The 15,299-nt window shown below is 47.2% G+C and carries 12 protein-coding genes; all 12 read right to left on the minus strand.

Going from position 1 to position 15,299, the window contains the following annotated elements; genetic code table 11:
* Position 1: 1 nt before the first annotated feature.
* The 12 genes from Q366_RS10615 to Q366_RS10680 all read right to left on the minus strand — a co-directional run bounded on the left by Q366_RS10615 (position 2) and on the right by Q366_RS10680 (position 15,137).
* Entirely contained in the window at positions 2-853 is an 852-nt protein-coding gene (locus Q366_RS10615) for an HAD family hydrolase (RefSeq protein WP_035238736.1), read from the minus strand.
* Between the two features lie 28 nt (positions 854-881).
* Positions 882-2,351 (minus strand): 30S ribosomal protein S1, encoded by a 1,470-nt coding sequence (locus Q366_RS10620; protein ID WP_035238737.1) that lies wholly within the window; start codon positions 2,349-2,351, stop codon positions 882-884.
* Between the two features lie 155 nt (positions 2,352-2,506).
* The gene (gene uvrC / locus Q366_RS10625; RefSeq protein ID WP_035238739.1) at positions 2,507-4,327 is read right to left on the minus strand and encodes an excinuclease ABC subunit UvrC; all 1,821 of its coding nucleotides are present in this window, start codon (positions 4,325-4,327) and stop codon (positions 2,507-2,509) included.
* A gap of 69 nt (positions 4,328-4,396) precedes the next feature.
* Positions 4,397-5,710 (minus strand): ammonium transporter, encoded by a 1,314-nt coding sequence (locus Q366_RS10630; protein WP_084691781.1) that lies wholly within the window; start codon positions 5,708-5,710, stop codon positions 4,397-4,399.
* A gap of 893 nt (positions 5,711-6,603) precedes the next feature.
* On the minus strand, positions 6,604-8,082 hold the full coding sequence (locus Q366_RS10645) for a DUF1302 family protein (RefSeq protein WP_035238745.1): 1,479 nt from the start codon (positions 8,080-8,082) through the stop codon (positions 6,604-6,606).
* 26 nt (positions 8,083-8,108) lie between these two features.
* Positions 8,109-8,939: an outer membrane lipoprotein-sorting protein gene (locus tag Q366_RS10650; protein ID WP_035238747.1), complete on the minus strand. Its 831-nt coding sequence runs from the start codon at positions 8,937-8,939 to the stop codon at positions 8,109-8,111.
* Positions 8,940-9,053: 114 nt separating this feature from the next.
* Positions 9,054-11,504, minus strand: coding sequence for an efflux RND transporter permease subunit (locus Q366_RS10655; protein WP_035238749.1), 2,451 nt, complete (start codon positions 11,502-11,504; stop codon positions 9,054-9,056).
* Positions 11,505-11,541: 37 nt separating this feature from the next.
* Entirely contained in the window at positions 11,542-12,144 is a 603-nt protein-coding gene (locus Q366_RS20285) for a TetR/AcrR family transcriptional regulator (protein ID WP_051957977.1), read from the minus strand.
* Between the two features lie 323 nt (positions 12,145-12,467).
* A complete protein-coding gene (locus Q366_RS10665; RefSeq protein ID WP_035238751.1) occupies positions 12,468-12,755 on the minus strand; it encodes a type II toxin-antitoxin system RelE/ParE family toxin in 288 nt (95 codons plus the stop codon).
* Complete coding sequence (locus Q366_RS10670) at positions 12,752-12,985, minus strand: addiction module protein (protein ID WP_035238753.1); 234 nt, start codon at positions 12,983-12,985, stop codon at positions 12,752-12,754. The genes Q366_RS10665 and Q366_RS10670 overlap by 4 nt, the downstream gene beginning before the upstream one ends.
* Before the next feature lie 259 nt (positions 12,986-13,244).
* The gene (locus Q366_RS10675) at positions 13,245-13,871 is read right to left on the minus strand and encodes a class I SAM-dependent methyltransferase (RefSeq protein WP_035238755.1); all 627 of its coding nucleotides are present in this window, start codon (positions 13,869-13,871) and stop codon (positions 13,245-13,247) included.
* Positions 13,872-14,129: 258 nt separating this feature from the next.
* The gene (locus Q366_RS10680) at positions 14,130-15,137 is read right to left on the minus strand and encodes a phospholipase D-like domain-containing protein (protein ID WP_245619930.1); all 1,008 of its coding nucleotides are present in this window, start codon (positions 15,135-15,137) and stop codon (positions 14,130-14,132) included.
* Positions 15,138-15,299: the final 162 nt, after the last annotated feature.

The following is a 15,299-nucleotide window of genomic DNA, read 5'->3' on the forward strand; positions in this document are numbered from 1 at the left end:
ATTAGTTTAACAGCCCTGCCGCCTTTGCTGCCATACTCACCCCGCATTCATTATTGGTACCTGAACATGGAAATTTCTTTTTCAGCACATCCGGGCTGTTATCCATCAAAAAGCCCTGCCCCGCCCACGCCAGAAGATCTTCGTCATTGTAATCGTTTCCCACGGCAGTCACCATTTCCCGGGCGACACCAAGATGCCGGGCCAGCCACTGGGCTGACGCACTCTTGCTGACCCCGCAGGGAAACACCTCTATCCACGCAGATTTATGGTCCAAAGGGGAGGTGGCTGGAATCACACTGAATGCGGACAGTTCACGGCGAATCACATCCAGCTGCTCCCAAGGCAATCCGCCGGGGACAATGGCCAGGACCTCAGTGGACTGGTCATAAATCATGCTTCCCGATTCAGATTCAAGGGGCGTACCAAAATCCGGATACATTGTCATTCGCCGGAGAAAGTCCGGATTATTATCGGATGTGAATTTAAACAGAAAATATGAGGTATCGGGAATGGCCTTGTGGATCATATAATCAAAACCGATACGATCAAAACAGGCTGCAATTTCCAAAACCCCGTCTTTAGGAAGGGAACAGGAGCGGATCAATTGCTCCCCGGGCCAGGCCATGATACCGGCACCCGTGGAAAAAATCAGATAATCCAAAGGCAGATCTTCCGGACCAAGCCCCATATGCTCAAGGGCGCGCCTGAAGGAATAAAGGCTGCGCCCTGTGGCAATGACCGTGATGACACCGGCAGCCCTCAACCTGGCCAGGGTATCCAGATCCCGGCCACGGATACGTCTGTCGTCTGTGAGCAGGGTGCCGTCAAAATCGGTGATAAATATTACTGACATGTTAAAAAAAAACCAGGGGCGTCCGCCCCTATTTCTTTTTCTCCAGTGCTTCGCGCAAAATGCTTTCCATAGAGCCAAAGGAAGCCCCTCCCTTGGCACTTTTTGCAAACTGCTTCCAATTGCCTGAGGATTTCTGGTCCGGGGGCGCCAGGGTCAGACGCCGGTTATCCTCATCCACTTCCTGAACCAGAACCTGTACAGTATCCCCGGGTTTCAGAGACTCAAATTTCCCTGCATCTGCGGACTGCCGCAGGTTTGACATGGGCATCAGGCCGGTAATACCGGGTTCCAGACGGATAAACAGCCCAAAGCCTTCTTTTTTCTCCAGGGTGCCGTCCACAACACTGGCCACGGGATATTTAGCCAGAATACCGGTCCAGGGATCGCCTGCCGCATCCTTCATGCTCAGTGAGATCCGTTTGCTGTCCATATCAATGGCCTTGATCATCACCTGAATGGTCTCACCAACACCAACCTCGTCTTCGGGGCGCAGAATCCTTTTTACATGGCTCATTTCAGATATATGGACCAGACCGTCAATGCCCGGGGCGATTTCCACAAAAGCCCCGAAAGAGGTCAGACGGACCACCTTCCCGCTCACCTGGTCCCCGATACTGAAGGTGGTGCCGATGTTATCCCAGGGGTTACCCGAGGTTTGTTTAACGGAAAGGGAAATTTTAGGGCTGTCGGAAAGGGGTTTTTCAATCTTTAAAACCTTGACAGGCAGAATATCATCCACCCGTAACACGTCTTCAGGCTTTTCCACCCGGGACCAGCTCAATTCGGAAATATGGGCCATGCCTTCCACACCGGGCCCAAGCGCAATAAAAGCACCGTAGGACATCAGCTTGATCACCCGGCCCTGGACCGTATCCCCTTCTGCCAGTTCTTTCATGAATACGGCACGTTCTTCCCTGATCTGTTCATTGAGAAGTTCCCTGCGGGAGATAACAATATTCCTGCCATTTTCCCCATACCGGGTAATCAGGAAATGGTGGGTCTGGCCCACATAATCCTCGGGGGTTTCCACATATTTGACATCAATCTGACTCACCGGACAAAACGCCCTTTTTCCCAGAACATCCACGGAGAAACCGCCTTTGACAATACCGGTCACCCGGCCTTCAACAGGGGTATGCCCGTGATAGGCATCTTCGATCATGGCAGCCATCCCGGCCCCGGAAACCACCTTGGACAGAATCACTTCGCTTTCGCTTAAGGAGACCACGTACAGTTTGAGGATATCACCCACTGAATACTGAAATTCACCATTGTCATCCAGCAGCTCGGACTTATCCACCACACCGTCGGATTTTGTCCCCGTGTCCAGGTAAACTGAATTTTCTCCAATGGAAATGATCTGTCCTTCCACCTTATCCCCGGGCTTGAATTCCCGACCGATTTTCGAATCATAGGCATCAAGCATCTGTTCAAAACTCATCTCATTGGTGCCCTGGTCAGTATTCTGAGTGTTGTCGTACTCAAACCTGTCGTTCATTTTGTTCTCCCGGCCCGCTGGTCTTTGAAGCTGACGGGTCCGTTGTTAATTGGGTTTTCGCCAAAAATTTGAATCATAATACAATCATTAAATTTTGTCGAAACAAAACAATGTCTAATAAAACAGTTGAGCAGAAATGTCCACCAGATTGCAGCTTATTCGGCCAATACCCGGAGCAGATTCTTTGCCATGTCCAGCGTAATTCCGGGAAGAGCGGCCAGTGTATCCGGCGACTGGATTCGAATATTATCAATGCCCTTGAAGGTGGTGAGCAGCAGCTTCTTTTTTTGAGGTCCGATCCCGGAAATTCCGTCAAGGACGGACAGTTTTCCCTGCTTTTCCCTGCGGGCGCGCTGGAACGTGATGGCAGACCTGTGGGCCTCATCCCGGATCTGCTCTAAAAGGAAAAGGGCTTTGGCAGACTGGGCTGTATTCAACGGATTGGACCGTCCCGGCAGGTAAATCTTGTCTGCCTTCTCGCCCTTGTCCGCATCCTTTTTGGCAAGGCCTGCCAGGGTAAACTTGCCTTCCAGCTCAAGCTCTCTGACCACACTCACAGCCATGGACAGCTGTCCTTTACCGCCATCCACCACCAGCAGGTCAGGCAGGGGCATATCTTCCCGGTCATGCCGGAATCGGCGGGAGAGTACATGGGTCATATAGGCATAATCATCCTGGTGTTCGATATCCTTTATAATGAATTTACGGTAGGCATTTTTATCAGGCCTGCCCCCGGTGAACACCACCATGGCAGCCACGGGGTCTTTACCCTGGAGATTGGAGTTATCAAAGCACTCCATACGTTCGGGGAGCCGGTCCATGCCCAGAAGCTTCTGGAGCATGATAAGCCCTGCCCGGGCCTCCTCCTCCCTGTCCAAAATTTTGTCAAGTTCTGCCTTTGCATTGAGGCGGGCCATATCAGCAAGCCGTTTCTTTTCTCCCCGGACCGGATAATGGAAAGGGACCCGGTGATCAGCCGCCTCATTGATCCGGGCTTCAGCCCTGGCCATGTCGTCAGACAGATGGCTGAACAGGACTGATCCCGGTATCTGGGCCGCTTTCTCATAATACTGAATCACAAAGGCGGCCAGAACCTCGTCCGGCTCTTTGAATCCCAGATCCAAAGGGAAATAGGCTGTGTTGATCAGATGCCCTGCCCTTACCTGCATCACCGTAACCACAGCCCGGTCCCGGCCCCAGGCAAGCCCGAGTACATCCCTGTCCTGTCCGTCCGCACACACCACCACCTGGCGCTCCATGATCCGCTCCACGGCAAAGATGGTGTCCCGGACCTGAGCCGCCTTTTCAAAGGCCTGGGTATCGGAAAATTCCGCCATCTCAAGGCGCAGTTTTTTAATCACCTCCCGGGTCTGTCCCCGAAGAAACAATACCGCAGCCTTAACCCTGGCCTGGTACTCTTTGGGGTCCACCTCATTGCAGCAAAGGCCTAAGCATGCCTTGATCTGATAATTCAGGCAGGGCCGGGACCTGTTTTTAAACTGGGCGTCCCGGCATTTTCGAAGTTTAAAAATACGCTGGATCTGCTTTAAGGTCTGGTTTACACTCTTGGAGGAAGAATACGGCCCGAAATAGAGGGCCTTGTCCTTTTCAATGCGCCGCACCCGCTGGATGGAAGGATAGGGTTCATTCATGTCAATGCGCAGCAACGGATAATTTTTGCCGTCTTTGAGGATGACATTATATTTAGGAGAATTTTCCTTGATCAGGTTGGATTCCAGAATAAAGGCCTCCTGGTCGGACTGGGTGACCACCAGCTCAAAGTCGGCCACCAGGGCCAGAAGTGCTGCCGTCTTGGGCTCGGGCTGATCCTTTCTCACAAAATATGAGGCCAGACGCTTTTTTAAATCCTTGGCCTTGCCCACATAAAGGATGTTTCCCTTTTTGTCCCGCATGAGATAAACCCCGGGGGCATGGGGAGCCTGGTCGTATTTTTCCTTTATTTTCTCAGAAATCATAGCTGGGTTGTCTTGGTCTATGGAATCCTTGTCCGGTACCTGTAAAAAGGCACCGGACTTTTTCACCGGTCAGGAGAAATCATAGCCTCTCTCGCCGTGAAGTGATTGGTCAAGTCCTGTGTATTCACTTTCTTCATCCAGTCTGAAACCCACGGTTTTTTCCACAATAATGCACAGGAGAATAGTTGCAACTCCGGCGAGCAGGATAGTCGCTCCCAACCCTTTGAGCTGTACCAGCAGCTGATCGAAAACCGTCCAGGTCCGACCGGCGGCTTCACTGGCTGATGCCATCCAGGAATCGCGGATGAAAAAACTGAGCAGAAGAACGCCCAGTGCGCTGCCTACGCCGTGGATTCCGAAACAGTCCAGTGTATCATCATACCCCAGCTTTATTTTGAGCTGAAGCGCATAGAAACACATCACAGTCGATGCCGCGCCCAGGAACAGAGCGCCCAATGGCTGAACCACTGCGGCAGCCGGGGTGATCGCAACCAGCCCGGCCAGTGTGCCGGACGCAAACCCAAGCGCAGATGCCTTCCGGTATATAATGCCTTCGATGCACAGCCAGACCAGTGCGCCACTTGCCGCAGAAATCTGGGTCATGGTCAGGGCCCTGGCCGAATCCAGTCCACTCTGAAGGGTGGAGCCGGCATTAAAACCAAACCAGCCGACCCACAGCAAACCGGCACCGATGAGGGTCATGGTCAGATTGTTCGGAGGGGTGGCAATTTTGGGGTGACCCAGTCTGGGCCCCAGGTATATGGCTGCCACCAGGGCACTGATACCGGCCGACACATGAATGACCAGTCCCCCGGCCAGGTCAATCACCCCGGCGGCGCCGGAATTGAACAACCAGCCGTCCGCTGCCCACACCCAATGGCACAATGGCGCGTAAACCACCAGAAACCATAGGGAAATAAACAGGATATATCCTCTCAAATAAATCCGCTCTGCCAGAGCACCGCTGATCAGGGCCGGCGCGATAATGGCAAATTTACCTTGGAACATGGCAATGATATATTCAGGAATCCCGTTGGTCACGACTTCATCAATACCTTTGAGAAAAAAGAAATCACTGTTCCATCCGACAAATCCGCCCAGAATGCTCTGGCCAAAAGTCAGTGAATATCCGCAGACCACCCAGAGCACACCGATCACCGCCATGGATACAAAGGTATGCATCATGGTTCCCAGAACATTTTTTGCCCGTACCAGGCCACCGTAGAACATAGCCAGGCCCGGCAGCATGAGCAGAACCAGGGCCGTTGAAATCAACATCCAGCTCGTGTTGCCGCTGTCAATTACCGTGCCGTCTCCGGCCGCTGCGGCCAGCGGCGTTGCAAGAATTACAAAAACGAAAGGAATCTGCTGCTTGTTCACCATAATCATGCTCCATTATTGTTGATTCAAAAAATTTTAAGTGAAAAAGCAATAGACATGCCATATTCTTATGGAGAATCTATTATTTATTTTAACATATCATAATAAAAAGAATTTATTTCCCAAACCTGACATTATCGATCCGCTGTCAACGCTTATATAGTCAGTATATTTCAAATATGTTTATAAAAATAAAAAATGATACTACACGATTGTAATAAATTGGATTGTTTTATTCATCGTGGGCATTCGAGCGTCCAGGGATAGGAAACAAATTCAATTTTATTAAATAATTTGCTCAGTATGCGGCTCCCATGTACATATGACGATTTACAAGATGATTGGCAGAAATAAAATTTCAATAATGTAAAAAAATGCAAAATTTCCCTTGTTGGCTTTTCTGATCTGAACGATTGGGCGAATTGAAAATACAAGATAAAACCGTGGCCTGTCCTCTATTTTCCTATTCAGTGGAATTCCAACGATATTGATTCTTATGCTGTATTGCCCTTGCCTATCGTCCCCCAATTTTTCAAATATATTACCGGGTGGAGATCGCAAATTAAGAAATTCGACTGCGCTGTCGAGCATTTGGCGCTTGCGTTCTGCTTGCGCCTGAAAAGTTCTGAATTGCTGTGGACTTTTTCCTTCATAAAGGGCTTGTGTATGCTTGCAAGGGTAATTTTTAGGTGTTTTTTTGATTTAAGTTGCTTAATTTATTTAATTATCCTTATCGCAACCCCGTACCACAATGTACTATCATTCGCCTTCAATTTTGATTGTCCACAATGTAAGGATAATTTTATGAAGGGTTCGCGAATTTCTAAATATATGCCTTCTTTAAAAAAACTATGTGATTGCACTAAGAGAATAGTGAACAATGGAAATAAAATGTTTTAAAAACTGAATTTCAACTCTAAGAAGACCTGATCATTTCCTCCAATATCGTTGAACATGGGCAGGTTTCCTGACTGATAAAACACAACGCCTGCCTTTGCTGTGATGCTGTCTGCAATGTCATATTCTGCTGAAATTCGCTGATAGGAACCGTCCTGCCACTTTTCGCCATATCCCATGACTAAAAATGTCAGGGTCAAAGCCTCGTGAATAAAATCTTTTTCAATGCAGAGTACCGATTGAAGCTGATTTTCATTAATGCCGTCAGGGGTGTTTTTAAGTTCGCTGTTGTAGTTAAAAAGGTGCTGGTTGACAAGCTCCAGCGTGATCCGGGTGTCTGTGAACCCACTGTATTCAAACCCTGCCATCACATCCAGCCGTGAAAATTGGTCATTGGGAGTATTGGTGTATCTAAGTTGTTCCCACAAGGCAGACTCAGTTTTGAGAATCCAGTTTCCTTTTGCCAGGGTTGATGACACCCCGAACATGTTCACCCGGTCATGTTTTTGTACCGGGACAAGCGTTCCCCCATCTGATACGGATTCAATATACGTGTCCGGATAATAAATATCTGCCCAGTACAGCCCCAAATCCCATCCCGAGAACCTGCCTGTAAGTGCCAGGGCAAACTGACTGTTTTTTAGATCAGAATCCAGGATCTCTTCCCGGGCCGGGGCCTGGGAAGACGGGTAAAACACAGACCCGTAAGCGGGGGGTTCATTGAACCGGACTTCATGGATCATGATACAGGACAGATTAAAAGGCCCCTGGTAATAATCGATTTTGCTCATGGTCACAGGAAGCCGAAGGTCTTCAATGTCTGTTGTGCCCGGGTTTCTAAGATCAAGGGGATTTAGAATGTCCACCACCCGGACATAATCAGAAGTTCCCCACACAACAATCTGGCGCCCGGTTTTGATGTCCAGCTGCTTTACAGGGCTTGCCCGAAGATAAAGTTCGCGTAATTCAGCTTTGGTTTCGTAATTGTCCAGGACCTGATCCGTATAGTTTTGCCGCCCCTTGAGCGTATATATAAAATCATACCCGCCAAGGCCTGTGGCAAATACAGACCAGTTAAATATATTCCATTTGTCTGTGGGTTTAATTTCAAATTCCAGTAAAAGTTCGGTTTCCAGGCTTGAAACACCCTGCCAGTTTGTGCCTTGCCGGACCGGTGCATCATGGGAAAAGTGACAGTACCCGGCTGTTTTAATATGCCCTGTCAGGAAAAAGACCTGTTGTTCAGGGGCGCGGTCCCGGGACAAAGTATCCCCGGCTTTCTCATTTTCCGTTGCGCCCGGATCATCAAATCCGTCCAAAAGGCTGTCTCCTGAAATTTTTGTATTTTCATCAAATCCGTCAAGCAGCAGATCAAAAGCCTCTTCCTGTGCCAGGGCCGGCTGGCACAGGATTGTTGAAAATATTATGACAGCCATCAGTATTTGATCACTAATCAGGAACAAAACACGTAATTTCATAGTGGCAGCCCTCCTGTTAATTAAGGCTAAAGGCCTTTTTCCATCTGCCGCACGGAAAACATCTCTTGATCCAGATTCTGGTTGAACTTCACCTTGTCCAGGGTCAGGTCGGTTTTGTGAATAATCCGTTTGCCTTTCTTCCGGGTGATCTGCATGTTTGTGGCCACCCAGATGCCGTCAATTTTGTCCAGTTTGCTGATAACCATGTATTTCAGATCCGGGCTGTTTTCCACCCAGCTGATGGACCGGATCACCACATCATTGTCCTGCCGGATAAACAGCAGTTCCTTGTCGTACCCGGTCTCTTTGATGACCTTGTCTGATTTGGGAATGGCCCATATGGCCCAGGTTTTGACGTCGCCAAACACCTTTTCCCGGCCTTTTTCGTAAAACCGGTAATCAAAATCTGTCAGTTCCCGGTCGCTCATGTCCGAGTAGTTCAGGTCCGAGCCCATGAAGCTGCCGCTTTTATCTTTAGTTGCAATGCGTTTGGTTTTTCTTAAAGCCGGCAGATAGAGCCATTGGTCATCGTCATGTTCCGGGTCATCATAATCAATGTTCAAAAATGCGGTTTTATTCACATCTGCCGGGGAAAGGAAAAACATCAGGGACATGGTGTCCGGGCCCTTGTCCTTGGTAAATGCCTTGATTTTTCGAACCCTTTGGCCGCCGTTCCTGTCGGTCAGGGTCATCTGCATCTGGGCAATCCGGTTGTCCCCGGTGTCCCTGGCGTCCACCTGTTCCATAATTTTTCTTGCTTCTGGGTCATCTGCCAATGCCTGGGATGTGGCCAGTAACAACAGAATCAAGATAGATAATCCCTGCCGGGACAAATGGTTCAGTTTTTGTTTTTTCATTTTATATTCTCCAGGTTTTTTTTTATATGAAAGAGACCAATAAGTTGCTGAGTTATTTAGGTTTTCGTTATGGGCTGTACCTCAGTGATGATATGTCAGGTCGGCCCGTGGCCGTTATATAGTTTGGGGATCTGCTGTTTTTGCCACAGGTTTTGGTACAGATTTCCGGCGTTTATAAATCAACGTCAGAAGTGCCGGCAAAAGAACCAGGTCCGTGGCCAGGGCAAACAGAACCGCACTGCCGGTGAGTATGCCGAATCGGACATAACAGGACAGATACGCTGTGGTATAAATAAAAAATCCCCCGCAAAGCACAATGCTTGTGATCATCAGTGCCCGGCCGGTGTTGTGAAGGGTTTCTTTGACCGCAGTTTCAACGTTGTTGCTCATGTCATAGGCCCTTCGGAAATGATGCAGAAAATGGATAGTGTCATCCACCACCAGGCCTATCACAATACTGCCCACAAGAATGGTCATCATGTCTACGGGGATGCCGACCACACCCATGACCCCGAAAATCATCACAATGGGGACAATATTGGCAATGATGCTCATGGAACCGATCTTAAAATTACCGACAATGACCATCATCATGAGGGTGATGGCTATAAAGGCAAACGCATAGCTTTTTGCCATGCTGGTGATAAACATTTTGGTAATGCCGATGAACAGGGACATATGACCTGTGATGGAGACGGTTTCCCCGGGGAATTGACTGGCCAGGTACGCTTTTATTTTTTCCACATAGTCCAGATAAAGGACTGAATCGGTAAAGGGTGCCAGAACAGACATGCGCGCCTTTTGATGTGTTCCGTCCGCAAGTTCGGCCAGATCATCACTGCCGCTGGATTCAAACAGGATCAATTCCTGGGCTGCCAGCTGCCGGGTAGCCGGCACAGTGTAGGCATCATCACGATCCTCGTTCAGAGCCCGGTTGGTCTCCTTGAGTACATCCACCATGGAGACCACCTTGCCGGCCCTGATATTGTGTTCGCAAATTGTCGGAATCATTTTCCCGGTCTGATCCATGCGCAAAAGAAGGTCAGGGTTGTGCAGCCCGTTTTCCTTGCCGGAATCAATGATGATCTCCAGCATGACCGTGCCCCCGTTTTTGCTGTCCATCAACCGGGTACCCACCCGGGCAGTGGAGTCGTGGGGCAGCCAGGACAGGGCATTATGGGAAAACCGGATGCTGACGGCAGCTGTTGCGGCCAGTAAAAACAAAATACCCCATACCGCCGTAATGGCCAGGGGCCTGCGTGTTGTCAATCCTGCAATGCTGTCAAATATCCGGTCCACAACAGGTGGCTTTTCTTTTGGCTGCACCTTTTTTATTTTTATGGAAAAAACGGCAATCAGGGCCGGCAGCAGAAAAAGCGTATATAAAAATGCAATCATGACCCCGGCAGGGGCAATGTATCCAAGGTGGGAGATGATGGCCACATCAGCCCAGATAAAAGATAGAAGTCCGCAGGCAGTGGTCAGGCTGGTCATCAGAATCGGCAATCCGGAATAGCCCACAGCCTTTGTGATGGCAGCTTTCTTATCTGGTTTCTGCTCCGGATTATTTTGAAGATAGCGGTAAAAAAAGGTGAGGATATGAACGGCATCCCCGACACCCACAACAATTAAAAAGGTGGGCAGAATCATGATGACATTGGAGATGGGAAGCCCCCAGGCCGCCATGATCCCCAGGGACGAAATCAGGGAGAGAAAGACAATGACCATCGGGTATACCACACCTGAAATCCGCCTGAACAAAATGGCTAAGAATACAATGATCAGCAAAAATGACGCAGGCACCATCAGGCCCAGATCTTTTTCAAGCCCGTGCTGCAGTTCCGACACAAAGACCGGGGTGCCTGCAAAGAAAAATTCAATGCCCCGGCCACGGTACTTATCAACGATTTCACGAATCCGGTTATTGATTTCAACATTCTGTGCATTGTCCAGGTACTGGGCATGGGTGGTGCTCTCCTGGGTATTGTCAGACTCAAATCCGGTCAAAAGGTCATCCTGGGACGGCTGTATAAAGGCCTGGGATTTGACCATAATCATTGCAAGAGTGCGGTCCCCTGAAACCAGAAAATTTTCATAAAGGGGATAATGGTTGATCAGTTTTATAATCCGCTGGTTTTCCTCCCGGGTTTCAGGGGGGTGGGGGATCAGATCCTCCACAATGAGGGTGTCGTTGTCTGCCCGGACAATCCGACCGTTGATCAGGCTGTCCACTTCGTCCAGGTAGGGAACATTTTCTTCCAGCTCCCTGTGAAGCGCACTCATTGTCTTGAAAAAATCCGGTGTTATGCCCTTTTCAGGCTTCATGGCAATAAAAAAGATATCGTCCTGGCCAAACTGATACCGGAACTGGTCATAGGCCACAAGCGTTGGGTCATCGGGATGGAAAAAGCTTTCATCCCTGGTATCAATGGTCAGTTTGGGCAATTGCGCCGCAAGTATGGCCGAAATAAGGAAAATAACGCCTAAAGTTAAAAGCGCATGTGCATAAACCCAGCGTGCAATGGACTCAAAGAAAGAGGCCAGTTTATCATGAATTATGGTCATGGATTGCTCCTTTGTGTATTTTGTGCCATCTGCAGTTTCAAGTGATCTCAAGGCCGGTAAGTGTCTGCCGGTTCATTTTTTCCACCATTTTTGCTGCTGCTTCAGGAGGCATGGCAGGATCACGGAAAAACATGACCTCCACCCCAATGTATTGAGAAAAAAGCGACATGGACAGAACCATGCTGTCCACATCTTTGGCCATCCGGCCTGCTGTTTTTTCATCTTCAATCACGGTTGCAAGGAAGTTGAGAAAGGCGTCAACATCCTTGCGGATGGCAGGTGTATCCTTTTCAAGGCTGAACACCGTGTGGCTGATCAGTTCGCGATACAGATTTTTGTTTCCATCATAAAAGGTGAACATGGTCAGCCAGATATGGTTTATCCGGGTCGCCAGCAGGCCTTTTTCGGGCATGTTTTTTAAGGCACCCTCCCAGGTCTGTGAGATATCTTCGGCCAGGGCCGCTTCCATCAAGGCAACCTTATTTTTAAAATGCACAACAACGGAAGCCGCAGAAACACCGGCCTGGGCAGCAACCCGCCGCATTGTGCATTGGCTGACATCCTGTTCAAGATACAGTTTTCTGGCCGCGTCAAGGATCAGCTGCCGTGTCTGTTCTTTAAACGCCTGTTTTCGATTCATGGATACCTCCATATTTAATTAAACGTGTTTTTGTATTAAACATGTTTAATTAGATATAATACCATTGTCAATGGTCTAGTTTAAACATTCATGAATTGTGAAGAAACAAAAGAGGTTTGGGAATTTTCTACAGATGGAGGCTGCCCATCTTCAAATTTTTGGGCCCGGCCCATTCTTTGGGATTTGTAATAGACAACCAAAGGGTCAAATGAAATGGATGTGAGGGTGGCACACTGGGTAACATTATCGAATTTCATCTTCCTGTTCGGTTGAATCCCAACGATTCGGATTTATCTGGGCACGACCAGCGTTTTGTTCTGTTTTTATCTGCCCTGCCAGTAATCTGGTTTTCTATGCAGATGCATGACTGCCATGATTCTGATATGGTTGTTAACCACCCGATAGAGAATTCCGTATGGAAATTTGTTGGTGAGGCAACGTCTTGTTTTTGTGTCAAGATCTGTCCAGACATATGGATGCTCACATATTCGTTTAATGGTGGCGTAAACTTCTTCAGAGAACCTTTCGCCTAAACCCGCTTGACATTCTTCATAATATTCAATGGCATCAATGAATTCTTTTTCAGCAATTTCATGAAAGCTAAATTTCATTTTGAAAATCGCTTTCGGATTTTTTCAAAAACCTCATCACCGGGAATAAGTTTTGCTTCTCCACAGTCAAGAGATTGACAACGGCGTTCAACTTCATCGGACCATGCCTGATCAACATCTTTTTGAATCGGTAAATTGGTACTAATCAGCAGCTTATCTATAAGTATAAGCCGCTCATCTACCGGAAGATTGATAGCTTGTTCATATATTTTTTCTGATATGCATTCCATATGTCATCTCCTTTTTATTTGACTATACAGATGACAGCCTCATTGTTCAACGACAAGCTCACCGGCGCGAAGGGGGAGGGAGCGCAGCGACCGGAACCCTTTGCGTCCGAGTGCAGCGCCGGATTATGCCTTTGCACACTGATTCAGGTTTCTCACCACATTCTTACTTGTCAGGGGTTCTTGTAGTTTTCAAGATATAAATATTTAAAATAATATAACATTTATCAGTAAAATATTTTTTTGCTGCATAACTTCGGTTTTATTTTACAGCCACAGCACAATTCAGAATAAACGATTTCCCCTGCTTTGATATGACATCAATACCGGATGTAAAACCTGACTCTTTAAGAATATTTTTTACATCATTGATAGAATAGAGACGGAATACTTTCGAACTGAGCGGTTTTTCCCTTAACTGTTCCCTGTCTCCGAATCCGATGACCAGTTTTCCGCCCGGCTTCATGATTTTCAATATTTTTTTAGCGATATCCACGGGATCAGGCCAGAAATAAATCGTATTGGCACTGCATATTTTATCAAAGGAATTCTCACTGTATGGAATTTCCTCAAAACTACCCCGGCGGATTCTCACTCTTCCTTTTTCCATATATTTCCTGTTCTTTTTCCGGGCTACTGATACCATAGTTTCTGAAAAATCAACTCCCTCGATTATCCCACGTTTTGTTATCGCAGCCATATCGCTGATCAGCCTGCCCGTACCGAAACCGATTTCGAGGATATGATCTGTTTCTTCCGGTGACAGCAGTTCTTTCATAAAGCTGTTCAGATCGGCATTGCCCTTTTCAAAAATGTGCGACATTACCACCCGCCCGAATATACCGCTCGGTTTTTCGGCCTGTTTTGAAAAGAATTCTTTAAAATTCATAGGCTCTCCGAGCTTTTCCGTGGTAGACACAATTATTGATTTATGATAAAGACCCAATCTTGTTTGCATAACATCTTATTATCGTTATGTATATTTGATGTGGTCGGGGCTAACGACTGCATCTGACATGGTTTTAAATCAACAATTTGATTGAAAACCACGGAAAATATCGGAGAACCAATTCATATGATAACTCCGTTATTGGGTTCTGAGCTTTCAAAGGCATAACGCAAAAATCTGCGGCCTGTCCGCAGCATTTTACTTGTTGAAAAAGGCTCCTACATTAATGCTTTCAGCTAATTCACACGCAATACTGCTGCTTTCAAGACGCATAATGCTCTCTTCAGAATAACCAAAACTTAATAAATTAATGCTGCCGTACCAAGTGATTTTGTTATCAATTATTGCAAATTTCTGGTGAATGTTGGATTTGTAAACCATTTGGACTCCAGCTGTTTCAACCGTTGAAAAAAGGTTGCTCAACATGGCTTTTCTATTTTCGTCATAATCATTGGCAGGCCTGGTTATGACCGTTATTTTAACCTGCTTTTGTAACAGGTCATTAAAGTGATCCATCATTTGGAGCATTCTTTTTTTTGTGACAAATGGGCTGATGATCAGTAGATGCTTTGAGGCAACGGCAATATCCCGCAGATAGACGGCAAAGAAATCGTCTTTATTGAAAATAATGTTGGTCGGTGCATCGGGAAATTTGGAGGCCTTGGCTTTATAACCGATTGAAGCATATCCTTTCAGCCGTTTCCCGTACATTTTTTCAAGCATTTTTACATGAAGATCGACATAATCATAAATTCGGACATCCTTTTTGTTTTTAAAGTAACGATGCAGCCTGCCTGCATATTGATGCAATGTCCCTTTCCAGGCAATGGGCATGGCTAAAAATAATGTATCCAGCCGCGCTTCATCAAAACCCTCACCAATATAACTGCCCGTAGCAACCAGCACAAAGGGTTCTGTATCCTTAATCTCCTTTATTGCACCTGTTACACGGGCTGTTTCTTTATCACCCATACCGCCTGTTAGACAAACAACATTTGATATTCTGTCTGTCAGCTTTTTCGGGTGTGTCCCACCTGTTACATAGGATAGAATTTTAATCAAAACAGTAGAGCAAATTGGTAAGAATCGAATAGTGTAACGCCCAATTTCTATCAGTGACAAAAAAGTGTAACGGGCAGATATCCTGCTGCTTACCCCGCCCAAAATTTCAATAAATAACCCGCCTATCCTACCTTTTGGTGGCATCCATGGTGTTTGTTGAAAGGAGCCAAAGGCGTTACACTATTTTGAAAAACTGGGTAAAAAATACCCGTTACACTATTTGAATCTCAGCAGCAAATTTTATTTGACCCGGTACCGGACAATTGCCATCTTCCATTATACACACCTGAATGAGGGAAGGAGGAT

The organism is Desulfobacter vibrioformis DSM 8776 (genome assembly GCF_000745975.1).
GTDB classification, from domain to species: Bacteria; Desulfobacterota; Desulfobacteria; order Desulfobacterales; family Desulfobacteraceae; genus Desulfobacter; species Desulfobacter vibrioformis.